Source organism: Aeromonas sp. Y293-4, from assembly GCF_027705905.1.
GTDB lineage: Bacteria > Pseudomonadota > Gammaproteobacteria > Enterobacterales > Aeromonadaceae > Aeromonas > Aeromonas veronii.
In genome coordinates, this window is the sequence record NZ_JAPDCI010000017.1 from 102,566 (window position 1) to 125,269 (window position 22,704).

19 protein-coding genes and 1 pseudogene are annotated in these 22,704 nt (G+C 60.0%); 6 read left to right on the plus strand and 14 right to left on the minus strand.

What is annotated here, in order from left to right; translation table 11 throughout:
- Position 1: 1 nt before the first annotated feature.
- Together nagA and nagB are read right to left on the minus strand one after the other, a co-directional pair.
- On the minus strand, positions 2–1,147 hold the full coding sequence (gene nagA, locus OKC31_RS17475; protein WP_021231107.1) for an N-acetylglucosamine-6-phosphate deacetylase: 1,146 nt from the start codon (positions 1,145–1,147) through the stop codon (positions 2–4).
- Between the two features lie 9 nt (positions 1,148–1,156).
- Positions 1,157–1,957 carry a glucosamine-6-phosphate deaminase gene (gene nagB, locus OKC31_RS17480; RefSeq protein ID WP_005334308.1) on the minus strand — a complete coding sequence of 267 codons (801 nt, stop codon included), beginning with the start codon at positions 1,955–1,957 and terminating at the stop codon, positions 1,157–1,159.
- 273 nt (positions 1,958–2,230) lie between these two features.
- Between nagB and nagE the strand changes: the two genes are divergently transcribed.
- The 3 genes and pseudogenes from nagE to glnS all read left to right on the plus strand — a co-directional run bounded on the left by nagE (position 2,231) and on the right by glnS (position 8,511).
- Positions 2,231–3,709 carry an N-acetylglucosamine-specific PTS transporter subunit IIBC gene (gene nagE / locus OKC31_RS17485; protein WP_021231106.1) on the plus strand — a complete coding sequence of 493 codons (1,479 nt, stop codon included), beginning with the start codon at positions 2,231–2,233 and terminating at the stop codon, positions 3,707–3,709.
- 121 nt (positions 3,710–3,830) lie between these two features.
- Positions 3,831–6,494 (plus strand): annotated as a pseudogene (locus tag OKC31_RS17490) (beta-N-acetylhexosaminidase).
- Positions 6,495–6,849: 355 nt separating this feature from the next.
- Entirely contained in the window at positions 6,850–8,511 is a 1,662-nt protein-coding gene (gene glnS / locus OKC31_RS17495) for a glutamine--tRNA ligase (RefSeq protein ID WP_064336856.1), read from the plus strand.
- A gap of 117 nt (positions 8,512–8,628) precedes the next feature.
- On the opposite strand, the gene fur is transcribed toward glnS, so the two are convergent.
- Complete coding sequence (gene fur, locus OKC31_RS17500) at positions 8,629–9,057, minus strand: ferric iron uptake transcriptional regulator (protein ID WP_005334301.1); 429 nt, start codon at positions 9,055–9,057, stop codon at positions 8,629–8,631.
- A gap of 242 nt (positions 9,058–9,299) precedes the next feature.
- On the opposite strand from fur, the gene OKC31_RS17505 reads away from it, so the two are divergent.
- The gene (locus OKC31_RS17505; protein ID WP_270657337.1) at positions 9,300–9,773 is read left to right on the plus strand and encodes a DUF4442 domain-containing protein; all 474 of its coding nucleotides are present in this window, start codon (positions 9,300–9,302) and stop codon (positions 9,771–9,773) included.
- Positions 9,774–9,864: 91 nt separating this feature from the next.
- On the opposite strand, the gene fldA is transcribed toward OKC31_RS17505, so the two are convergent.
- Genes fldA through OKC31_RS17525 form a run of 4 tightly spaced genes read right to left on the minus strand, consistent with a single transcriptional unit; the run spans position 9,865 to position 11,805 of the window.
- Positions 9,865–10,389, minus strand: coding sequence for a flavodoxin FldA (gene fldA, locus OKC31_RS17510; protein ID WP_005334298.1), 525 nt, complete (start codon positions 10,387–10,389; stop codon positions 9,865–9,867).
- Between the two features lie 39 nt (positions 10,390–10,428).
- Positions 10,429–10,725 carry a LexA regulated protein gene (gene ybfE / locus OKC31_RS17515; RefSeq protein ID WP_005334297.1) on the minus strand — a complete coding sequence of 99 codons (297 nt, stop codon included), beginning with the start codon at positions 10,723–10,725 and terminating at the stop codon, positions 10,429–10,431.
- Positions 10,726–10,745: 20 nt separating this feature from the next.
- Positions 10,746–10,967 (minus strand): DUF2788 domain-containing protein, encoded by a 222-nt coding sequence (locus OKC31_RS17520; protein ID WP_005334296.1) that lies wholly within the window; start codon positions 10,965–10,967, stop codon positions 10,746–10,748.
- Between the two features lie 55 nt (positions 10,968–11,022).
- Positions 11,023–11,805, minus strand: coding sequence for an alpha/beta fold hydrolase (locus OKC31_RS17525; RefSeq protein ID WP_082034827.1), 783 nt, complete (start codon positions 11,803–11,805; stop codon positions 11,023–11,025).
- A 274-nt stretch (positions 11,806–12,079) separates the two neighbouring features.
- Here OKC31_RS17525 and seqA point away from each other — a divergent pair, with 274 nt between their 5' ends.
- Entirely contained in the window at positions 12,080–12,589 is a 510-nt protein-coding gene (gene seqA / locus OKC31_RS17530) for a replication initiation negative regulator SeqA (protein WP_042657095.1), read from the plus strand.
- 58 nt (positions 12,590–12,647) lie between these two features.
- On the plus strand, positions 12,648–14,297 hold the full coding sequence (gene pgm / locus OKC31_RS17535; RefSeq protein ID WP_042657096.1) for a phosphoglucomutase (alpha-D-glucose-1,6-bisphosphate-dependent): 1,650 nt from the start codon (positions 12,648–12,650) through the stop codon (positions 14,295–14,297).
- Positions 14,298–14,399: 102 nt separating this feature from the next.
- Here pgm and mltB read toward each other — a convergent pair whose 3' ends face one another.
- The 7 genes from mltB to OKC31_RS17570 all read right to left on the minus strand — a co-directional run bounded on the left by mltB (position 14,400) and on the right by OKC31_RS17570 (position 22,602).
- Positions 14,400–15,482 carry a lytic murein transglycosylase B gene (gene mltB, locus OKC31_RS17540; protein WP_270657339.1) on the minus strand — a complete coding sequence of 361 codons (1,083 nt, stop codon included), beginning with the start codon at positions 15,480–15,482 and terminating at the stop codon, positions 14,400–14,402.
- A gap of 132 nt (positions 15,483–15,614) precedes the next feature.
- Entirely contained in the window at positions 15,615–16,229 is a 615-nt protein-coding gene (locus OKC31_RS17545; RefSeq protein WP_042657097.1) for a CDP-alcohol phosphatidyltransferase family protein, read from the minus strand.
- Positions 16,230–16,243: 14 nt separating this feature from the next.
- Positions 16,244–16,894 carry an ATP-binding cassette domain-containing protein gene (locus OKC31_RS17550; protein WP_270657347.1) on the minus strand — a complete coding sequence of 217 codons (651 nt, stop codon included), beginning with the start codon at positions 16,892–16,894 and terminating at the stop codon, positions 16,244–16,246.
- 23 nt (positions 16,895–16,917) lie between these two features.
- The gene (locus tag OKC31_RS17555; protein ID WP_270657340.1) at positions 16,918–18,552 is read right to left on the minus strand and encodes an ABC transporter permease; all 1,635 of its coding nucleotides are present in this window, start codon (positions 18,550–18,552) and stop codon (positions 16,918–16,920) included.
- Between the two features lie 74 nt (positions 18,553–18,626).
- Positions 18,627–19,850, minus strand: coding sequence for an ABC transporter substrate-binding protein (locus tag OKC31_RS17560; RefSeq protein WP_232099215.1), 1,224 nt, complete (start codon positions 19,848–19,850; stop codon positions 18,627–18,629).
- A gap of 17 nt (positions 19,851–19,867) precedes the next feature.
- On the minus strand, positions 19,868–22,021 hold the full coding sequence (locus tag OKC31_RS17565; RefSeq protein ID WP_270657342.1) for an FAD-dependent oxidoreductase: 2,154 nt from the start codon (positions 22,019–22,021) through the stop codon (positions 19,868–19,870).
- Complete coding sequence (locus tag OKC31_RS17570; protein WP_021231092.1) at positions 22,021–22,602, minus strand: carboxymuconolactone decarboxylase family protein; 582 nt, start codon at positions 22,600–22,602, stop codon at positions 22,021–22,023. Before OKC31_RS17570 ends, OKC31_RS17565 begins: the two co-directional genes overlap by 1 nt.
- Between the last annotated feature and the right edge of the window lie 102 nt (positions 22,603–22,704).

Below are 22,704 nucleotides of genomic sequence, written 5' to 3' on the forward strand. Positions count from 1 at the left end.
GTCACTGTTGTGTGTAGTGTCCGTTAACCACGGTCCCACGGACCGTGAAGTCCTGATCGAAGACAGTGAGGTTGGCTACTTTACCGACCTGGATACTACCGAGACGTGAGTCCCATCCAATGGCGCGAGCGGGGTAGAGGCTGGCCATTCTCAGTGCTTCATCGAGCGGTAATCCGACCTGCTTGACCAGATTTTCCACCCCCTCAATCATGGTGAGGGAGGAACCGCCGAGTGTACCATTCTCGTCGACACACTGACCATCGCGTAAAAAGACGGTGGTGCCACAAAAATCAAATTTCTCAAAGCCTTCCGGCGCTCCGGCTGCCGCGGTGGCATCGGTGACCAGCACCAGTCGCTCCCCCAGCGCCTTGTGAGCCAGACGCACGTTGGCCCAGTGCACGTGGTGGCCATCGACGATGATGCCCGCATAGACATCCTTGCGATCGTAGATGGCGCCCACGACGCCCGGCTCGCGACCGTTGAGGGTCGGCGTCATGGCGTTGTAGAGGTGGGTCGCAAAGCGAATACCGTTATCAAACCCGGCCATGGCCTGATCGTAACTGGCGGCAGTGTGACCGGCCGAGACCAGAATGCCCGCTTCCACCAGACGGCGGATATGGGCCGGCTCGTTGCGTTCCGGTGCCAGGGTGATCTTGGTGATGGCATCCGCGTTGGCGCAGAAGAAGTCGATCATCTCGTCCGCTGGCTGACGAATTTGCGCGGCAGGGTGGATCCCCTTGCGCTTGAGGTTGGTATAAGGCCCTTCCAGATGGACGCCCAGCACCTCGTTGGGGTGTGCAGCCATGTAGTCACGGGTCACCGCAACGGCCTGCTTCATGTCGGCATCCGGACTGGTGATCAGGGTCGGCAGGAAGCTGGTGGTACCGGATTTGAGGTTGGCCGCCTGCATGGTTGCCAGGGTCTCGACCGTGATGTCGGTGTTGAACATCACCCCGCCGCAGCCGTTGAGCTGCACATCGATAAAACCGGCGGTCAGGTTGGCGCCTTTGAGGTCAATTTGCTCGATGCCTGCAGGCAGTTCGGCCAGGTGAGAGATGGCGACAATCTTGTCGCCCTCGATAAGCACCCCGTAGCCGGTCAGCACGCAGCTGCCGGTGTAGAGGGTACAGTTGGTCAATGCGTACATGGCGACTCCTTACAGACGGCCGATGTTGGCGGCTTCCAGTTGCTGGAAGTAGCGAACGGTCTTGACCTTGAGCTCCATGGTGGAGGGCTCGTCGCACACCATCATTCCCTTCGGATGCAGTTGCAGGGTGGAGATGGTCCACATGTGGTTGACGCTGCCTTCCACGGCGGCCTGCAGGGCCAGTGCCTTGCCGTGACCGGTGACCAGGATCATGATCTCTTCCGCATCCATCAGGGTGCCGACACCCACGGTCAGGGCCAGCTTGGGCACCTGCTCCATGTCGCCACCGAAGAAGCGGGAGTTGGCGATGCGGGTGTCTTCGGTCAGGGTCTTGACCCGGGTGCGGGAGGAGAGGGAAGAGGCCGGTTCGTTGAACGCGATGTGGCCGTCGTTACCCACGCCACCCATGAACAGGTGGATCTTGCCGTAGGACTTGATTTTGTCTTCGTAGCGCTTGCACTCGGCCACCAGATCCTCGGCATTGCCGTTGAGGATGTTGATGTTCTCGGGACGAATGTCGATGTGGCTGAAGAAGTTGTTGTGCATGAAGCTGTGGTAGCTCTCCGGGTGATCTTCCGGCAGGCCAACGTACTCGTCCATGTTGAAGGTGACCACATTCTGGAAGCTCACTTCACCGGCTTTGTGCAACTCGATCAGGCGCTTGTAGGTGTTGAGCGGGGTGCCACCGGTGGGCAGGCCCAGTACGAAAGGGCGATCGCTGGTCGGCTTGAACGCGTTGATGCGGTCAACGATGTAACGAGCAGACCACAGGCCTACTTGGCTGGCAGATTTCAACGGGATCAGGCGCATATGGGATACCTCTGTGTCGGGTTGCGACCGGTTTGGCGGTGGCAATTGGCTAAGACGGATTCAAGTTGTTTTATAGCGTAAATAAAGATTGCGAACTAAGCCACATCTATCCACCACCTTTATCTTGTTTGGGTGATAACGATCACGATTATCGGTTTATTAATTTGCGCAGCGAAATAAAAGCCCTAGACTGCCAATCAAGCCTTGATGGCTTATGCGTCAAACGTGATAAGCACTTAATTTCTAGAAAAACATTAACTAAGGAGAGGAACCGTGAACATTCTCGGTTATTTGCAAAAGATCGGCCGTGCCCTGATGGTGCCGGTAGCGGTATTGCCTGCCGCAGCGATCCTGATGGGGGTTGGCTACTGGATTGACCCGAATGGTTGGGGTGGTGACAGTGCGCTGGCTGCCTTCCTGATTAAAGCGGGCGCAGCCATTATCGATAACATGTCCGTACTGTTCGCAGTCGGTGTCGCTTACGGTATGTCCAAGGATAAAGACGGTTCTGCTGCTCTGGCAGGTTTGGTCGGCTTCCTGGTCGTTACCACCCTGCTGAGCCCGGGCGCTGTGGCCCAGATCAAGAGCATCCCGGTGGAGCAGGTTCCTGCCGCGTTTGCCAAGATCAGCAACCAGTTCGTGGGTATCCTGTGTGGTGTTATCGCCGCTGAGCTGTACAACCGCTTCAGCAGCGTCGAGCTGCACAAGGCACTCTCCTTCTTCTCCGGTCGTCGTCTGGTACCGATCGTAACCTCCGTAGTGATGATCGTCGTATCTTTCATCCTGATGGCCGTATGGCCGGCAATCTACGGTGGTCTGGTCTCCTTCGGTGAGTCCATCGTGAGCCTGGGTTCTACCGGTGCCGGTATCTACGCCTTCTTCAACCGTCTGCTGATCCCGATCGGTCTGCACCACGCCCTGAACTCCGTGTTCTGGTTCAACGTGGCCGGTATCAACGACATCCCGAACTTCCTGGGTGGTCAGGCTACCATCGATGCCGCTCTGGCCGCTGGCAAGAGCCTGGAGCAGGTGAAAGGTGTGGTCGGTATGTACCAGGCTGGCTTCTTCCCCATCATGATGTTCGGTCTGCCGGGTGCCGCTCTGGCCATCTACCACTCCGCCAAGAAAGAGAACAAAGAGAAAGTTGCCTCTATCATGATCGCAGCTGCCTTTGCCTCCTTCTTCACCGGTGTAACCGAGCCGCTCGAGTTCTCCTTCATGTTCGTGGCGCCGGTACTGTATGTCATTCACGCTGTGCTGACCGGTATCTCCGTGTTCATCGCTGCCTCCATGCAGTGGATGGCCGGTTTCGGTTTCAGTGCCGGTCTGGTGGATATGGTGCTCTCCAGCCGTAACCCGCTGGCGACCAACTGGTACATGCTGATCCCTCAGGGTCTGGTCTTCTTCGGCCTCTACTACACCGTGTTCCGCGTAGTGATTGCCAAGCTGAACCTGAAAACCCCGGGTCGTGAAGATGACGAAGATACTGCTCCGGCTGCCGCTCAATCTACCAACCGTACCGAGCTGGCCAAGCAATACCTGGAAGTGCTGGGTGGTCAAGAGAACCTGGTCTCCATCGATGCCTGCATCACCCGTCTGCGTCTGACTCTGAAAGACCGCAGCATCGTCGATGAGCGCAAGCTGAAAGCCCTGGGTGCGGCCGGTGTGGTCAAACTCGGTGAGCAGAACCTGCAGGTGATTCTGGGTCCATTGGCCGAAATCATCGCCGGTGAGATGAAAGCCCTGCGTTAATCGAGCGACTCGCTCACCTCAAGTCTAAGTCCATTGTTGACATAACTAAGGGCCCCGCTCAGGGGCCCCATATAAAAAAGCCAAGAAAATCCAACCTTTACTTCAAATGAGAGCAGCAGTTATGAACTTGAAACATTCTCTGTTAGCCATTGCCATGTCTACCGTTTTTGTCAGCCAGGTCCAGGCAGCCGATGCCGCCAAGCAGGCTGTGGTCGACTCCCTCGCCAACAACCTGGTGGTCAAGTATGAAGTGGTCACCAACGACGGCGCCGGTGCCGGCCTCGATTGCCAGGCGCTCGGTTCCGAGTGGGCGAGCTGTGGCGTTGCCAAGCTGCACCTGACCAATACCGGTGCGGACGTCACCTCCAAAGACTGGAGCATCTACGTCTCTTCCATTCGTCGTATCCAGCGTGTGGATAACGACCAGTTCACCATCACTCACCTGACCGGCGATCTCTATCGTTTGACGCCAACCGAGAAGTTCCAGGGCTTTGCCAAGGATGCCACGGTCGAAGTGCCGCTGGTGGTGGAATACTGGGTACTGTTCGAATCTGACATCATGCCGAACTGGTATGTCGCCAGCGAAGGTGCCGAGCCGAAAGTACTGGCCAGCATGAGCAACATCAATGATGCCAGCACCTACGAGAAGCCGATGCCGGCCGATGGCTGGAAGCGTACCAAGGATGACAAGAACATCCTGATGAACAGCGAGACCCGCTTCGCGGCCAACCAGACCAGCACCCTGCTGCCGGCTGGCAAGATTGACAACCAGATCCTGCCGACCCCGATGAAGCAGGTAGTCAAAGCTGGCCCGCAGGTTGACTTCTCTACCATCAAACTCAATGCCCTGGACTTGCCGAGCGATCGCGCCGAGGCCCTGAAGGCTCAACTGACCAAGCTGGGTGTTACCCTCTCCGACACCGGCTACCCGGTGACCATCAAGCTCGGCAGCAAGCTCAAGCAGGCTGAAGGCTATGACATGACCATCGGTCAGAAGGGCACCGTGATCCAGGGTCGCGACATCGACGGGGCATTCTGGGGTGCACAATCCCTGATCTCCCTGCTGGGTGTTGATGACAAGCTGGTGAGCCCGATGACCGTCGAGGATGCGCCGCGCTTTGAATACCGTGGCATGCAGACCGACGTGGCCCGTCACTTCCGCAGTCTGGATACCATGAAGAAGCTGGTTGACCAGATGTCTGCCATGAAGCTCAACGTGCTGCACCTTGGCCTGACCAACGATGAAGGCTGGCGTCTGGAGATCCCGGGTCTGCCGGAGCTGACTCAGGTCGGTAGCCAGCGTTGCCACGACGAGTCCGAAACCAAGTGCCTGATGCCGCAACTGGGTTCCGGCCCGACCAGCGACAACCAGGGTTCCGGTTTCTACAGCAAGTCTGACTACGTGGATCTGGTGCGTTATGCCAAGGCCCGCGGTGTGACCGTGATCCCCGAGATCAACATGCCGGCCCACGCTCGTGCTGCCGTGATCTCCATGGAAGCGCGCTACAAGCGTCTGATGGCGGAAGGCAAAGAAGCGGAAGCCAACTAGTTCCGTCTGACTGATCCGGCTGACACCTCCAACGTCACCTCGGTCCAGTTCTACGACAAGATGTCCTTCATCAACCCTTGCCAGCCGGGTGCTGCCACCTTCGTGGCCAAGGTAATGGATGAAGTTGCCCAGATGCACCAGGCCGCCGGTCAGCCGCTGACCGCATGGCATTACGGTGGTGATGAGGCGAAGAACATCATGCAGGGCGGTGGCTATCAGGATCCGGCCGTTACCAAGAAAGAAGAGCTGGTCGCCTGGAAAGGTAACGTCGACTCCAGCAAGCAGGACAAGCCGTTTGGCAAGTCCCCGATGTGCCAGAAGATGATCGACGAAGGCAAGATCAAGGAAGTGGGCGAGCTGCCGGTTTACTTCGCCAAGGAAGTGGGCCAGATGGTCAAAGACCGCGGCTTCTCTACCCTGCAGGCGTGGGAAGATGGCCTGAAGTACGCCAGCGGTGCCAAGGACTTCGCCACCGACAACACCCGTGTCAACTTCTGGGAAACCCTCTACTGGGGTGGCTTCAACGAAGCGATGAAGTGGGCCCACAAGGGTTACCAAGTGGTGCTGTCCAACCCGGATTACCTCTACTTCGACTTCCCGAACGAAGTACACCCGGCCGAGCGTGGCTACTACTGGGCAACCCGTTTCAACGACACGCGCAAGGTGTTTGCCTTCGCCCCGGAAAACCTGCCACAGAACGCCGAGACCTCGGTTGACCGCGACGGCAACGCCTTCGTGGCCAAAGGTGACCAGGATCCGGTCAAGTTCAAGGGGATCTCCGGTCAGCAGTGGAGTGAAACCGTGCGTACCGATGCTCAGTATGAGTACATGGTCTACCCGCGTATCTTCTCCGTGGCCGAGCGTGCCTGGCACAAAGGTGGCTTCGAGCTGAACTATGTGAAGGGTCGCGAGTTCTCCGGCGAGACCAAGTTCGTCAACAAGGCCACCCTCAACAAAGAGTGGAACCAGTTTGCCAACGTATTGGGTCAGCGCGTGCTGCCGAAACTGGATCAGGCCGGTGTTGAATACCGCCTCTCCGTACCGGGTGCCAAGGTAGTGAACGGTGTGCTGGAAGCGAACGTGGATCTGCCGGGTCTGCCCATCCAGTACAGCCTGGACGGTACCAACTGGAGTGCCTATGACGCCGCGGCCAAGCCGAGCGTGAATGGCAAGGTCTACCTGCGTACCACCAGCTTCAATGGCAAGCGCACCAGCCGTGTCACCGAACTGAACTGATAGCAGTCAACCGTTAACATGAGGTGGGTCGCAAGACCCGCCTTTCCCAAGGGCGATGGCGCATCGGGTTTGGGAAAGGTTGACTGTGCGTGTGAGCCTTTGTTGTGTGTAATTGTCTGTTTTGTGTTTTTCATCACTTTCAGCCCCGCCTAGTGCGGGGCTTTTTTATGCATTTGGTGTGCAATGTGCCAAGCCACGCCGTTTTTAGTGGCGCAATGGCCGGGAAATGGCCCGGAAGTGCCAAATTCAGGTTGAGACAGCGCCCGTAATAAGGGATCATACCCGGCTTGACGGCGGGGGGATGAGGGTGCCAGCCGGCACAACTTCCGCCAGTGACGCTTTTTTGAGGTGAGCCATGAGTCAGGCGAACAGCCCAACTAACTTTATTCGTCAGATCATTGATGAAGATCTGGCCAGCGGTAAGCACAGCAGCGTGCATACCCGTTTTCCGCCCGAGCCGAACGGTTATCTCCATATCGGCCACGCCAAATCCATCTGCCTGAACTTCGGCATCGCCCGCGACTATCAGGGCCAGTGCAACCTGCGTTTCGATGACACCAACCCGGTGAAGGAAGATATCGAGTACGTAGAGTCCATCAAGCAGGACGTACAGTGGCTCGGCTTCCAGTGGAACGGCGAGATCTGCTACTCCTCCGACTATTTCGACAAGCTGCACGGCTACGCCATCGAGCTGATTGAAAAGGGTCTGGCCTATGTGGACGAGCTGACGCCCGAGCAGATGCGCGAGTACCGTGGCACTCTGACTGAAGCTGGCAAGAACAGCCCGTTCCGCGATCGCAGCGTGGAAGAGAACCTGGCGCTGTTTGCCAAGATGAAGAATGGCGAGTTCGCCGAAGGCACCGCCTGCCTGCGCGCCAAGATCGACATGGCATCCCCCTTCATGGTGATGCGTGATCCGGTTATCTACCGCATCAAGTTTGCCCACCACCACCAGACCGGTGACAAGTGGTGCATCTACCCGATGTATGACTTCACCCACTGCATCTCGGACGCGCTGGAAGGGATCACCCACTCCATCTGCACCCTGGAGTTCCAGGACAACCGTCGTCTGTACGACTGGGTGCTGGATAACATCACCATCGACTGCCACCCCCGTCAGTACGAGTTCTCTCGTCTGAACCTCGAATACACTGTCATGTCCAAGCGCAAGCTGAACCTGCTGGTGACCGAGAAGCACGTCGATGGTTGGGATGACCCGCGTATGCTGACCGTCTCCGGTCTGCGTCGTCGTGGTTACACTCCGGCCTCCATTCGCGAGTTCTGCAAACGCATCGGCGTCACCAAGCAGGACAACATCGTCGAGATGAGCATGCTGGAAGCCTGCATCCGCGAAGACCTCAACGAGCATGCCCCGCGCGCCATGGCCGTGCTGCATCCGGTGAAAGTGGTCATCGAGAACCTGGCTGCCGATGAAGTGCTGACTGCCCCGGCCCACCCGAGCAATGCCGAGATGGGGACCCGCGAGCTGAACTTTACCCGTGAAATCTTCATCGACGAAGCGGACTTCAAAGAAGAGGCGAACAAGCAGTTCAAGCGTCTGGTGCTGGGCAAGGAAGTGCGTCTGCGCAATGCCTATGTGATCAAGGCCGAGCGCATCGAGAAAGATGCCGATGGCAAAGTCACCTGCATCTACTGCTCCTACGATCCCGAGACTCTGGGCAAGGATCCGGCCGATGGCCGCAAGGTGAAAGGGGTGATCCACTGGGTCAGCGCCACCCACTCCCTGCCAGCGGAAGTGCGTCTCTACGACCGTCTGTTCAAGGTGCCGAACCCGGGCGCCGAGGATGACTTCGAAGCTGCGCTGAACCCGGAATCTCTGGTGATCATCGAGGGGGCCCGTGTCGAGGCTTCCCTGAAGGACGCCAAGCCGGAGCAGGCTTACCAGTTCGAGCGTGAAGGTTACTTCTGCGCCGACAACAAGCTCTCCAGCCCGGAGCATCTGGTGTTTAACCGCACCGTTGCCCTGCGCGACTCCTGGGGCAAGGTAGAAGGCTAAGCCGATGGGGCAGGGGAAACCCTGCCCTGTGTGCTGCCAGCGGCCTGCGCCGGACAATAAAAAAGCCAGCTGATGCTGGCTTTTTTTATTGTCCGTTATCTGCAAGTCGCGGGCGACTTATTCGTCGTGCTTGCACTCACCGGTAGCACAATGACCGTAGAGGTAGAGGCTGTGGTTGGTGAGACGGATATTGAATTTCTTGGCGATCTCGCGCTGACGCTGTTCGATCACTTCGTCGGAGAACTCGATCACCTTGCCGCAGTCGAGGCAAACCAGGTGGTCGTGGTGCTCCTGAGTGGCCAGCTCGAATACCGACTTGCCACCTTCGAAGTGGTGACGGGTAACGATACCGGCATCATCAAACTGGTTGAGAACGCGATAGACGGTAGCGAGACCAATCTCTTCACCCAGGTCGATCAGTCGTTTATAGAGATCCTCGGCGCTGGTGTGCTGGCAGTCCGGCTGTTGCAGGATTTCCAGGATTTTGACCCGGGGCAAGGTGATCTTGAGCCCGGCCTTTTTTAACGCTTGGTTGTTGTCTGCCATATTCTACTTATTCGCATTCTCGAAGGTGGGGTTATTCTGATGGACTGCCGCAGGAATGGCAACCTTGAACTCGCTTGGCCTGTCATTATAGGTCGTAGCCTCCCTAAAAATAAACCCAGCAATTCAAGGGGTTTAGTCATAAATGGCCGGTTGGATTGAAATAATCAATCGTGTCGTCCGACTTGCTGGCATGGCAGATGTTGATAAGATGTAACTTTCATATTTCTGGTCGGATGAGATCCATGGATTGGCTTTTTGACAATGCGGCCTGGGTGCGCCGCGCACTCAACGCCTGGCCCCCTTTCTGGGGTGCCGGTATCAAGATAGAGACCCTGAGCGATGACTTTCGTTATTGCCGGGTGACCCTGAAATCCCGCTGGTGGAACAAGAATGCCAACCGCACCCAGTTTGGCGGCAGCATGTTTGCCATGACAGACCCCATCTATCCACTGATGCTGATGGGCTACTTCAAGAATCGCTACTACGTCTGGGACAAGGCGGGCAGCATCAACTACATCAAGCCGGGCAAGGGCAAGCTGGTGGCCGAGTTCAACCTGACCGAGGGCAAGCTGGCCGAAATCGTGGCGGCGACCGAAGGTGGCAACAAGCACTTCCCCGAATTCGAGGTGACGGTGCAAGACAAGAGCGGCGAGCTGGTGGCGCAGGTCAATCGCACCCTCTATGTGCGGGCCAAACCGGAGCACAGAGGTGAATAACAGGGAAGAATAAAGGCAGGCATCGCAACAAGCAGATACAACAAGGGCCCCGTCGGGGCCCTTGTTGTCAGAGGTATGAGGGGGAGGTGGATTACTCCAGCTCGCCCAGGCACATCTCTTCGTGCAGCTGCTTGCACCAGCCCTTGACGCGCTCAGCAGTCAGCTCCGGCTGGCGATCTTCATCGATACCCAGACCGACAAAGTGCTTGTCATCGACCAGTGCCTTGGAGGCTTCGAACTCGTAGCCGGCAGTCGGCCAGTGACCGATGATGATGGCGCCTTTTGCTTCGACGATGTCACGCAGGGTGCCCATGGCGTCGAGGAAGTACTCGGAATAGTCTTCCTGATCACCGCAACCGAAGATGGCGACCAGCTTGTTGGTGAAGTCGATTTCGCCCAGATCGGGGAAGAAGTCGTCCCAGTCGGCCTGGGCTTCGCCGTAGTACCAAGTCGGGATGCCGAACATCAGCAGATCAAAGCTCTCGATGTCGGCCTTGCTGCTCTTGGCGATGTCACGGACTTCAATCAGGTTTTTGCCCAGCTCTTTCTGGATCATCTTGGCGACAGCTTCGGTGTTACCGGTATCGCTGCCAAAAAACAGACCTACACTTGCCATAGTGTTTAGTTACCCGTATTTGGTGTTAATGCTCAACGCTCAGACTGCAATGTCCACCGCAAAGGCGGACTCAATCTGTTGTTTCAGGATAGATTGGATCAGCTCGGCTCGGCTGATGTTCTGTTGTAACGCAAGTTGGTTCAGGCGCTCCAGCAACTCGGCCTCCACCTTTAACTCTACCCGCTTCAGCCCATTTTCCCGATCGCGCTTAAGCTGGTTACGCTTGTTGATCTTGAGCTGGGTCTCGCGGGGGAGTGGATTGGTCTTTGGCCTGCCGGGGCGCTTCTCATTTGCGAACAGATCCAGTGTTGTTCGATCAGTTTGCTGTTTGGCCATACATCACAGATGAAAATAAGTTAGCCGAGTCCTGAGCCTTCCCAGCCCAGTTCGATCAGCCCCTTGGCGACAAAACCCGCACAACCCAGAAACAGTACCAACCAGACGATAAAACGACCGAAACGGGGCACGTTGCCGCGCTTGAGCACGTCCTGAATGGCCAGGCCAATCAATATGAAAATGGCCACAAAGAATAACTTGAGGCCCAAACTTTCGATCAGGTCGATATGTTCACTTAGCATGGATTGCGCACACTCCTTATGACGGGCGCACTATATCACAAAGGATTTGAAACTGTTAACCGCCTGTCGACAGGAAATCCACAACCAATTTGTTGAACAGAGCCGGTTTTTCCGCATGCAGCCAGTGGCCGGTACCCGCGATGACACGCACCTTTGCCGCCGGGAATTGGGCCAGTGCCGCCTCGCTGTATTGCGGCTGCATATAGTCAGAATCCCCCCCCTTGATAAAGAGCACCGGCCCCTCGAAGCGGCGATCATCCTCTGGCCAGCCCATGATGTCGGCGTAGTTTTGCTCAAGCGCCGGCACATTGAAGCGCCAACCCCAGCCATGCTCGCCTCTGGCGAAGGATTTGAGCAGGAACTGGCGTACCCCGGCGATCTCGATATGTTCGGCCAACATGGCTTCCGCTTCGCTGCGGCTTTGCGGCGGCGTGTGCAGTGTGGCGTTGAGTCCGGCGAACACATTCTGGTGGCGGGAGTGGGGATAGGCGACCGGTGCCATATCGGCGACGACTAGACGGCTTACACGTGCTGGCGCCAGCTTGGCGACCTGCATCGCCACTTTGCCCCCCATCGAGTGGCCAATCAGGGTGGCGTCGGCAATATTCAGCCGATCCATCAGGGTCAGAATATCGGCCGCCTGCGCCGGATAGCTCATCTCGCTGCCATGAAAGGAGGCGCCGTGGTTACGCAGATCGACGCTGATAACCCGGTATTGCTCGCAGAGAGCACGGGCCAGCAGGCCGAGGTTATCGAGGCTGCCAAACAGGCCGTGGATCAGAATGACCGCCGGGCCCTGACCCTGCTCCTTGAAGTTCAATATGCTGTTTTGTTGCAAAATGACACCTTGTCGGTCGTGGGTGCGTATCGCTGTTTTATTTAACGCACTGGAAAGAAAAGGATTTCGTCCAACGGATAGGAAATTCATGTGGTTTTTTTTCTAAAAAATCCCGTCCGGATCGGCTATCAGTGCGGCTGATCACACACTTGGCCCGCTATTATGCCGTATTCTCGATGAGATTCATGTACATCTGCCAGCCCCTTGCTTGGGCTGTCGGGTTTGCCTATGTATAATCGCCGCATCCGAATTTCGACGAGTCCAGCGCATCCCTATGAAAACCATCGAGCTTGATGACGATCTCTACTTCTATATCGCCAGCCAGACCCGGCACATTGGTGAGAGTGCCTCCGATATCCTGCGCCGTCTGCTGGAACAGCCTGCTCACGAACGTGTGCCGGTTGCCGAGCCCGTTGCCGTCGTGCAGCCCAGTGCGGTAGCCACCCGGCAAGGGCTGCAAGCCCTGCTCGATTCCGGTGAGCTGCAAAAAGAAGAGAAGTCCATCAACCGCTTCATGCAGGTGCTCAGTACCCTCTACCGGGACGATCCGGTCGGGTTTACCCAGGCCACCGAAATCAAGGGACGCAAGCGCGTCTATTTCTCACGGGATCCCGAGGCTCTGCGTGCCAGTGGTAGCACCACCAAGCCCAAGCCGGTACCGGACACCCCGTTCTGGGTGATCACCAACACCAACACCAGCCGCAAGCAGAATATGGTGGCCCAGCTGATGGCCAGCATGGGCTATGGCGAAGAGGTGATCGCGCAGGTGTGTGGCGCCATTTAACGGTTTATCAAGACTCAGGCCTTGCCCGGCAAGGCCGCCATTACGCAAGGAAAACGCCATGGCTCAGCATTCCCACGCCGGTCAGCCGGCTCGTTTAAGCGACCTGACCAACATCCCCCGTCTGGTCAGTGCCTACTACCTCAACAAGCCGGACATGAGCCGCCCCGAGCAGCGGGTTGCCTTCGGTACCTCCGGCCACCGTGGCAGTGCCTTGCACAACGCCTTTACCGAATCCCATATTCTGGCGGTGACCCAAGCGCTGGTGGAATATCGCCGGCAGGCCGGTATCACTGGCCCGCTGTTTGTCGGCATGGATACCCATGCCCTGTCCGAATCCGCCTTTGCCAGCGCAGTCGAAGTGCTGGCGGCCAACGGCGTTGAAACTCGCATTCAAGCCGGTATGGGCTTTACCCCGACCCCGGTCATCTCTCACGCCATCCTGCGCCACAATGCAGGCAAACCGGCTGCGCGCGCTGACGGGGTGGTGATCACCCCGTCCCACAACCCGCCGGAAGATGGTGGCTTCAAGTACAACCCGCCTCACGGTGGCCCCGCCGAAGGAGAGATCACCAAGTGGGTGGAGGACCGTGCCAACGCCATTCTGGAAGCGGGTCTGGCCGGTGTGAAACGGATGCCGTTCGCCGAAGCGCTCAAGAGCCCGTTCGTGGTCGAGCACGACTATGTAACCCCTTATGTGGATGATCTGAAGAACGTGCTGGACATGGATGCCATCAAGAACGCTGGCATCAAGATCGGTGTCGATCCGCTGGGTGGCTCCGGCGTCGCCTATTGGGACGTTATCGCCAAGACCTATGGCCTGAATATCGAGGTGGTGAACTACAAGGTCGACCCGACCTTCTCCTTCATGACCCTGGATAAAGACGGCAAGATCCGGATGGACTGCTCCAGCCCGTTCGCCATGGCGAGCCTGATTGCCCTCAAAGACAAGTTCGACATCGCCCTTGGCAATGACCCTGACTATGACCGTCACGGCATCGTTACCAAGTCCGGCCTGATGAACCCGAACCACTATCTGGCGGTGGCAATCCAGTATCTGTTTACCCATCGCACCGGCTGGGCTGCCGATGCGGCTGTCGGCAAGACGCTGGTCTCCTCTTCGATGATCGACCGGGTTGCCGGCGAGATTGGCCGCACCCTGAAAGAGGTGCCGGTCGGCTTCAAGTGGTTCGTGGATGGCCTCTATAGCGGCGAGTTCGGCTTTGGCGGCGAAGAGAGCGCGGGCGCCTCCTTCCTGCGCAAAGACGGCACCGTCTGGACCACCGACAAGGATGGCTTCATTCTGGCGCTGCTGGCGGCCGAAATTCTGGCGGTTACCGGCAAGGATCCGCAGGCCCACTACGACGCACTGGAAACCAAGTTTGGCCGCTCCAGCTATCGCCGTATCGACGCCCCGGCCAACAGCGCCCAGAAAGCGGTGCTCTCCAAGCTGGATCCGGCACTGGTCGAAGCCTCTACCCTGGCCGGTGAGCCCATTATCGCCAAGCTGACCAAGGCGCCGGGCAACGATGCAGCCATCGGTGGCCTGAAGGTGGTGACCGAGAACGGCTGGTTCGCGGCGCGCCCCTCCGGCACCGAGTCCATCTACAAGATCTACATGGAGAGCTTCAAGGGCGAGGCGCACCTGGATCTGATCCAGCAAGAAGCCCAGCAGATCGTCTCTGCGGCGCTGGCCAAGGCAGGCGTCTAAATCAGGTAGTCATCCTTGAGCCCCTGATGGGGTTGAACGTTGGATATAAAAAAGGAGCCATAATGGCTCCTTTTTAATTGTCTGTTTTATACCAGCGAGTTGTCAGCGTGCCGCCTTCACCGCCAGACCCAGCTGCCACACCGCCATGGCGTAGTGGGTGCTGTGGTTGTAGCGGGTGATGGTGTAGAAGTTGGGCAGGCCGTACCAGTATTGGTAGCCGGTGCCCACATCGAGGCGCAGCAGGCTCGACTCGCTGTGATTGCCCAAGCTGCTGGTGGGGGTGAGCCCTGCGCGGCGCAGAGTGGCGACCGGGTAGCGGGTCTGGAAGCCATGCTCGTAGCCGGGCAGTTGGCCCTGACCGCGCACCGCCACCGGCTGCCCTTTCTCCCAGCCGTGGGCCTTGAAGTAGTTGGCAACGCTGCCGATGGCATCCACCGGATCCCACAAATTGGTGTGGCCGTTGCCGTCAAAGTCCACCGCATAGCGCTGGAAGCTGGAGGGCATGAACTGGCCATAGCCCATGGCCCCGGCGTAGGAGCCCTTGGGTTCTGCAGGATCCATCCCTTCATCGCGGGTCATCACCAGGAAGGCTTCCAGCTCGCTGGTGAAGAACTCGGCGCGGCGCGGATAATCAAACGCCAGGGTGGCCAGCGCATCCAGAATGCGGGTCTTGCCCATCACCCGGCCCCAGCGGGTCTCCACCCCGATAATGCCGACGATGATCTCCGGCGGTACCCCGTAGATCTGCTCCGCCCGGTTCAGCTCGCTTGCGTATTCACGCCAGAAGTTGACGCCGTTTTGCACGTTATCCGGGGTGATGAACTTGGCGCGATAGCGGTTCCAGGCGCCGGTCGGGCCGGTGGGCTTGGCGGTGGTCGGCGCCTGGGCATCCATCAGGCGGATGATCCAGTCGTAGCGCTCTGCCTGTGCCAGCAGCTGATGCAACTGGGCGTTGTCGAAGCCATGCTGCTCGACCATCTTCTGGACGAATCTGTCCACATTGGGGCGATTGGCGAAATCCCCCTTGCTAACCCCTTGTGTGTAAACGGGTTTGCTCGATGGCGCCTGATTGATAAAGGCACTGTTGGGTTGAGGCTTGACCACGGGCTTGGGGGCCGGGGCGCTGCTGCAGCCACCGAGCAGGGGGAATAACGACAGAGTGAGAAGAGAGGCAAGGCGACGCATAGGGTTCTCAAAGAGACTGACAAAAGTGTCGTCATGGTAAAACATTGTCATCCCCGTGCAAGTGTTCCGTGCGCCTCGTTGGCCACCAATTCATCGTGCGATAGATTAGCCCTTAGGTGAGGGCTGCACTGTTTAGCGCGGTGGGTGACGCAGGGTGTGGTAACCGCTCCAGAGCCGGGTCAGGGTGGTGATGGCGCAGAGCAGCGCAAAGCCGTAGGCGAGCGGGGCGAAGGCGGCGGGCCACAGACACATCAGCACAAAGAGAGCTATGGTCTCGCTCCCCTCGGTGAGGCCGCCCAGATAGTAGAGGGACTTGTGGTGGTAGACCGGATTGTCGATCCCCCGCTTGCCCGCCATGATGGCAAACGCCAGAAAGCTCGACCCTGTGCCCATAAAGGCAAACAGCAGGGTGGCGGCGGGCAGTGCATTGGCGGGGGCGGCGAGGGCAAAGCCTAGTACCACGGCGGCGTAGAAAATAAAGTCGAGCGTGATGTCGAGAAAGCCGCCGCAGTCGGTGATGCCGGTTTCCCGCGCCACTGCGCCATCGAGCCCGTCCAGCAAGCGGTTGAGCAGGATCGCCGCGAGCGCCCATTGATAGCAACCAAAGGCCAGCAGCGGCAGCGCCAGCATGCCAATAGCAAAGCCGGTGAGGCTCACCTGATTGGCGCTGATCCCGGCGCGGCAGAGCGGCTTGGCAAGCTGGCTGAGGGGGCTGCGGATCACGGGGATCAGGTGGCGGTCAAACAAGGTGAACTCCTCGGTCAAAAACAGGATTCGGTGAGGTGAAGTATGGTGCCCGGCGCGTCGTCTTCGTCGTGGGTTACCAGAATGGCGGGAATGGCCAGCGCTTTGATCTGCGCGAACACCAGCTGGCGAAAGGCGGCCCGCAGCGGCTTGTCGAGGCGGGAGAAGGGCTCGTCCAGCAGCAGGGCGTCGGGTTCCGCTAACAGCGCCCGCAGCAGGCTGACCCGCGCCCGCTGACCCCCCGATAGCAGTTGCGGCAGCTTGTCAGCCTGATCCGCCAGCGCGATCCGTGCCAATGCGGCCAGTGCCTTTTCCCGCCGCGCGCGTTTTCCCTTGATGGTCGCCGGCATGCCGAACATCAGGTTCTCCGCCACCGTCAGATGGTCAAACAGCAAGTCATTCTGAAACAGCATGCCGATGCGCCGCGCTTGCGCAGGCAAGGTGTTGAGTGGCCGCTCGCCGAGCCTTACCTCCCCCTCCAGCCGGATTGGGCCGCTCCCCGTCAGCGCGCTCGGCAGTACCCCGGCGAGCCCCGCCAGCAGGGAGCTTTTACCACAGCCGCTGGGCCCCATCAGGGTCAACACCTCGCCGGGTGCCACCTGCAGGGCGGGCAGCGAGAGCAACAGGCTTTCCTCCAGATAGAGCCGAAGAGGCGTGGTGCTCAGCACATGGCTATTTCCATCATGAGAGTTCATCGTGAGCCGCCCCCCTTGAGCGCCGGATTGATCCGCGCCGGCAGCCAGAGCGCCAGCAGATAGATAACGAGCGGCAGCAGCAGTTGCAGCAGGCCGTAGAGCCCCGCCAGCCGCCGGTTGAGGCCACTGCCGATGGCCACCGCTTCGGTGGTGATGGTGACCACTCTGCCTGCGCCAAACAGCAGGGTCGGCAGATACTGGGCCAGGCTTACCGCCGCCCCGACACCGAAGGCAAATAGCAGAGGGCGGGCCAGTAGCGGTGCTTTGACCTGCCACCAGGCTCGCCACGGTGTTGCTCCCAGCAGCAGGGCGCTTTGGGTGATCCGCAGATCGAACTGACGATAGGGGCCGTGCAGGCACAAATAGACATAGGGAAAGACAAACAGCAGCTGGCTCCAGAGCACCCAGCTCCAGCCAATGGCGCTGCTTATCGAGTCATGTGCAAGCCAGTCCAGCCCGAGCCGGATGCCAAACAGCAGGCTGGCCTGCGGCAGCAACAGCGGCAGGCAGACAAGCCAAAGTGGCCAGCGGCGGCGCCCGGCTTGCACCTCCAGACTACACACCGCCATCACCAGCGCCAGCAAGCCACTCGCCAGTGCCAACAGCGCACTGGTTGCCAGCAGCGGCAGCAGGGTTGGCAGCAGATCCAGCCAGTAGTGACCGCTCCACTGACTGGGCAAGAGGGCGGGAAAGGGCCAGCGGCGCGCCAGCGACCAGAGCAGCAGGGCCGCCAGCACCGCCAGATTGAGGGTGATCAGGGTGAATGAAAAGCATGCTGCGAGCCGGTTGGCAAAGGAGTGAGGCATCGCCCGTTTGCCATCGAGCCAGCAGCCTTTGCCCACTTCTTGATGAAACCACTCCAGTAATCTGAGCAGGGCGATCAGCAGCGCCGTGATGGCGAGCAGCAGCAGGGCGCCGCTGGCGGTGGCACCGCGCCAGAGCAGATCCGGGTCCTGATACCAGAGCCACAACCGCACCGCCAGCGGGGCGGGGGCATCGGGCCCGAGCAGCTGGGCGAGATCCACCACCGCCACACCATAGGCTGCCACCGCATAGATGGGCAGGTGCAGGGCGGGCCAGAGCGCTGGCAGCAGCAGGCGCCACCAGATCTGGGGGGGGCTGAAGCCGAGGCTCGCCCCCAGCCACTGCTGGCGCGCCAGCGGGATGGGTTGCTGCGCGGCCATCGCCATCAGCAGCAGAAAGGGGGTCTCTTTGAACACGAGCAGTGTAATCAGCCCGAGTCCTAGAGGGTCGCGAATAGTCTGCCAATCGGGGGGCAGTTCAAATCCGGTAAGGGCTGGCGAGACGAGCCGCAGCAGCCAGCCGGAGGGGGCGAGCAGAAAGGTAAAACCGATGCCAAAGGCGACGTGGGGCATGGCCAGCATCGGCGAGAGCAGGCGGCGGAGCAGGCCGAAAGCCCGGCTGTCGCTGTGGGCCAGCAGCAGGGCGGTCAACAGCAGGCTACCGAGGGTCGAGGCGGCGCCAATCCACAGGCTCAGCGCAGCGGAGTGCCACAGGCCAGGCTGGGCCAACAGCAAGGCAAGATGAGAGGCGGTCATCCCCTCCGCCAGCAGTTGCCATAGCCCCGCCAGCAGGGGAATGACGAAGATCACCAGATAAACAACGCCCATACCCATCCCGCGGTGGCGGATCAGCAACCTGCGCCATGGTCGGGAGCGGGCAAGCGGGTGACCAGCGGCACTCATCAGTGGCCGTAACGCCCGGCCCAGGCCGCTTCCAGTTTGAGCTGCCAGCTGGGATGGGGCTCTGACACTGATTTGAAGCGCAATGCCGGTTGCCCCTTTGTGGAGTCAGGCTGGGCATCGGCCCGCAGCACGCTGGGATCACCCCAGAATGCCGGATTGGCCTTGCGCGCCTGCGCTGCCGGGCTCAGCAGGAAGTTGGCCACCACCTTGGCCCCGGCGCGGGCACTGGCGTTGAAGGGGATAGCGAGAAAATGGCTGTTGGTGAGCGCCCCTTTCTCCATGGCAACCGCCTCCACACTGGGGGGCAGGGCGCCAATCTGGGCGGCGCTTTGCGCCTCCTGCGGGTTGAAGCTGATGGCCATGGCCAGTTCGCCATCATCGAGCAGTTGGCGGGTTTCGGCGGCGCTGGTGGGGAACAGCTTGCCCTTGCGCCAGAGTGCCGGATGCAGCTCATCGAGCCAGGCCCAGAGCGGGGCGGTGAGCTTGGTAAAGTCGCTCTCGGTCGCTTCCCGATAGAGGGGGGCGGGGTTTGGCGTCAACTCCAGCAAGATCTGCTTGAGAAAGCTGGAGCCATGGAACTGGGGCGGCTTGGGATAGGTGAAACGGCCGGGATGGGCCTTGGCCCACGCAAGCAGGGCTGCAGCCGAGGTGGGCGGGCTGGCGACCTCTTCGGTGTCGACCATCAGATTGAGCTGGCCGATGCCCCAGGGGGCTTCCAGCCCTTCCACCGGCAGGGTGAAGTCCTCACTCACCGGCAGGCTGCTGTCTACCAGCGCCATGTTGGGCAGCTCAGTGGTAAAGGGCGCGCCAAGCAGCCCCTGCTCCTTGAGCGCCTTGAAGTTCTCACCGTTGACCCACAGCAGATCGATGGGGCCGCCAGCTTGCTTACCCGCCTGCTTGTTGGCCAGCAGCTGGCTGACGCTCTGGGCGATGTCATCTACCTTCACCTGCACCAGCTTGACCTGATAGTCGCGCGCCAGCTCCTGCCCGGCCCACACCAGATAGGCGTTGATCTCCGGGCTGCCGCCCCAGGCGTTGAAGTAGACGGTCTGCCCTTTCGCCTCCTCAAGGGTCTGTTGCCAGCCGTCGTCTGGATTGGCCGCCAACAGCGGGCCACTGGCCAGCAGTGGCAGGGCGCACAGCAGGGCGTTGAGCCGCTGTTTAAGCCGAGAGTTCTGGCGTGATCTGAGGTGTGAGCCGAGCAGTGAGAATGGCTTGAGCATAAACGTTTCCCTGATTGTCAGGCGCCACGGCGCCAGCGGTGATAACGGGCCAGCAACGCCAGCACCCGGGTGGGCTGGTGGGCCCGTTTCCATTCACCTGCCACGTATTTGTTTCCCTCCATCAGGGTGGGATAGGCGTGAATGGTGCCGAGGATCTTGCCAAGGCCGAGGCGGTGACGCATGGCGAGCACGAACTCGGCAATCCGCTCACCGGCGTGAGTGCCCACTATGGTGGCGCCAAGGATAGTATCCTTGCCCGGCACGGTCAGCACCTCGACAAAACCGTGGCGCTCACCATCGGCAATGGCGCGATCCAGCTCGGCCAGCTCGAAGCGGGTCGCCTCGAAGGGAATCCCCTGCGCCTCTGCCTCCTTGCGATTGAGGCCGACCCGGGCAATCTCCGGAGTGGTGTAGGTGGCCGCCGGAATGACCCGATAGTCGGCCCGAAAGCGCTTGAACTGGCCAAATAGGGCATTGACCGCCGCATACCAGGCCTGATGGGCGGCGAAGTGGGTGAACTGGTAAGGGCCCGCTACGTCTCCCACTGCCAGTATGCTGGGGAAGTTGGTGGCAAGAAAGCCATCGACCGCTATGGTGCCGCGGGGGGCAAACTCGACTCCCAACGCTTCGAGCCCGAAGCCGCTCACATTGGCGACCCGACCCAGTGCCAGCAGCAGTTGATCCCCTTCAATCACCTGCGTCTCATCGCCCCGGCGCAGTTGCAGCCGGATGGGCAGATCCCCCTCGGCTGCGGGCAGGTAGTCGGCTCGCTCGGCGCGCCAGCCGGTGAGTAGCCGCACGCCATCGCGGCTCATCTGCCCGGCCAGCGCGTCGGCCACTTCCCTATCTTCGCGGGGCAGCAGCTGCTCCGAGAGCTCCACCAAGGTCACGGGAATGCCGAGCTGGGCGAAGCTTTGGGCCAGCTCGCAGCCGATGGGGCCGCCGCCCAGCACCAGCAGGCGGCGCGGCGGGGTGCGCAGTTGCCAGAGGCTATCCGAGGTGAGGTAAGGCACCTGATCCAGCCCCGGCAGCTTGGGCACCAGCGGCCGGGCGCCGGTGGCAATAACGATATGGCGGCTGGCAAGGCGCTGGCCATTCACTTCCACCTCCCAGGGGGAGACCAGCCGCGCCTCCCCTTCGATGCACTCCACCCCAAGCCCCTGATAGCGCTTGATGGAATCGTGGGGCTCGACCGCCTTGATAACCTCAGCCACCCGCTCCATCACAGCGGCAAAATCGGCGCGGGAGTGGCTTGGGCTAAAGCCCAGCTCGTCGGCCTTGCGCTGCTCTGCGGCAAAGCGGGCGCAGCGGATCAATGCCTTGGAGGGGACGCAGCCGCTGTTGAGGCAATCGCCCCCCATCTTGTGTTTCTCGATGAGCGCCACCTTGGCCTTCACCGCTGCGGCGATATAGCTGGTGACCAGTCCACCGGCCCCGGCACCTATCACCAGCAGGTTGTAGTCATAGCGAGCGGGTTTGCGGTAGGTGGCGAGCAGGCGCCGCTGGGCGAGGTGTGCGGTCAATTTCTTGACCAGCCAGGGCATCAGCCCCAGCAGGGTCAGCGCCATCATCAGGCCGGGAGAGAGGATATTGCCGGTGCTGGTTAACTGGCCAAGCTCGCTGCCCGCCAGCACATAGACGAAGGTGCCGGGCAGCATGCCAAGCTGGCTCACCCAGTAGTAGGTGCTGACTCTGATGGGGGTGAGCCCCATCAGCAGATTGACCAGAAAGAAGGGGAATACGGGGATGAGGCGCAGGCTGAGCAGATAGAAGGCACCCTCCTTCGCCATGCCGGAGTGAAAGGTGGTCAGCTTGTCACCAAAGCGGGCCGTGACCCAGTCGCGCAGCAGAAAGCGGGCGCTGAGAAAGGCCAGGGTCGCGCCGATGGAGCTGGCAAAGGAGACCAGCAGCAGCCCCCAGGCGACGCCGAACACCGCGCTGCCACCCAGGGTGAGCAGGCTGGCACCGGGCAGGGAGAGGGCTGTGCTCAGCACATAGATAAGCACGAACAGCAGGCTGGCCGAGACAAAGTGGCTGTCGACCCATTGCGCCAGTGCCGCCTGCTGGGCCTGCAAGGCGCCCAGAGTGAGGTAACGGCCAAGATCGAGGGTAAAAAAGGTGCCGATGAGGCCCCCCATCACCAGCGCAAGCAGCAGGCGGGTCCGGTTCATCAGGCGTCCTTGCTGTCTGGCTGGGCGGGGCGTTCCGGTTGCACCGGTAGTTGGCAGAAGCCCTGCGGCGCGATATCGAGGGCGGCGTTGAACTTGGCCGACATGTTCTGGAAGGCGATAAGGCCGGTCAGCTCAACCATGGCGTCGTCGTCGAACCAGGGCTTGAGGCGGGCCGCCTGTTCATCGCTAACCCCATCCAGCCCGGTCATCGCTTCGGTGTAGTCGAGCACTGCTTTCTCCCGTTCATCGAACAGCGGGCTTTCGCGCCAGTTGGCCAGCGCCTCCACCTTCTCGCTGGAGCCGGCTCTCTTTACCAGGGTCATGGCATTGATGTCGACGCAAAAACGACACCAGTTGAGCTGGGAGACCCGCACCGTCACCAGCGAGCGCAGCACGGGGTCGATGGGGGATCGCTTGCGGTTGATGACCCCGTAGAGGGTAGCGACGGCGGCAAACAGGCGCGGCGAGCGGCCCCAGCATTTGCCCGGAATAAGCACCTGACCATAGTTGCGCTTTTGCAGCCAGAAAAAGGGGCGGATAAACCAGGCATATTCCCGGTCGGGTTTGACCTCAACGCGCATCAGTTACCTTCTTGTTGTTTCACACTTACCCAAAAGCACCGTAAAGCCCCGTCATTCATGGCGGGGATATAAGGTGTGAATGGCGTAGCCGTTCCATGGTTA

Coding starts and splice junctions, on each gene's coding strand:
- nagA (WP_021231107.1), bottom strand. CDS start 1,147: ATGTACGCATTGACCAACTGTACCCTCTACACCGGCAGCTGCGTGCTG.
- nagB (WP_005334308.1), bottom strand. CDS start 1,957: ATGCGCCTGATCCCGTTGAAATCTGCCAGCCAAGTAGGCCTGTGGTCT.
- glnS (WP_064336856.1), top strand. CDS start 6,850: ATGAGTCAGGCGAACAGCCCAACTAACTTTATTCGTCAGATCATTGAT.
- fur (WP_005334301.1), bottom strand. CDS start 9,057: ATGGCAGACAACAACCAAGCGTTAAAAAAGGCCGGGCTCAAGATCACC.
- OKC31_RS17505 (WP_270657337.1), top strand. CDS start 9,300: ATGGATTGGCTTTTTGACAATGCGGCCTGGGTGCGCCGCGCACTCAAC.
- fldA (WP_005334298.1), bottom strand. CDS start 10,389: ATGGCAAGTGTAGGTCTGTTTTTTGGCAGCGATACCGGTAACACCGAA.
- ybfE (WP_005334297.1), bottom strand. CDS start 10,725: ATGGCCAAACAGCAAACTGATCGAACAACACTGGATCTGTTCGCAAAT.
- OKC31_RS17520 (WP_005334296.1), bottom strand. CDS start 10,967: ATGCTAAGTGAACATATCGACCTGATCGAAAGTTTGGGCCTCAAGTTA.
- seqA (WP_042657095.1), top strand. CDS start 12,080: ATGAAAACCATCGAGCTTGATGACGATCTCTACTTCTATATCGCCAGC.
- pgm (WP_042657096.1), top strand. CDS start 12,648: ATGGCTCAGCATTCCCACGCCGGTCAGCCGGCTCGTTTAAGCGACCTG.
- mltB (WP_270657339.1), bottom strand. CDS start 15,482: ATGCGTCGCCTTGCCTCTCTTCTCACTCTGTCGTTATTCCCCCTGCTC.
- OKC31_RS17555 (WP_270657340.1), bottom strand. CDS start 18,552: ATGGGCGTTGTTTATCTGGTGATCTTCGTCATTCCCCTGCTGGCGGGG.
- OKC31_RS17560 (WP_232099215.1), bottom strand. CDS start 19,850: ATGCTCAAGCCATTCTCACTGCTCGGCTCACACCTCAGATCACGCCAG.
- OKC31_RS17565 (WP_270657342.1), bottom strand. CDS start 22,021: ATGAACCGGACCCGCCTGCTGCTTGCGCTGGTGATGGGGGGCCTCATC.
- OKC31_RS17570 (WP_021231092.1), bottom strand. CDS start 22,602: ATGCGCGTTGAGGTCAAACCCGACCGGGAATATGCCTGGTTTATCCGC.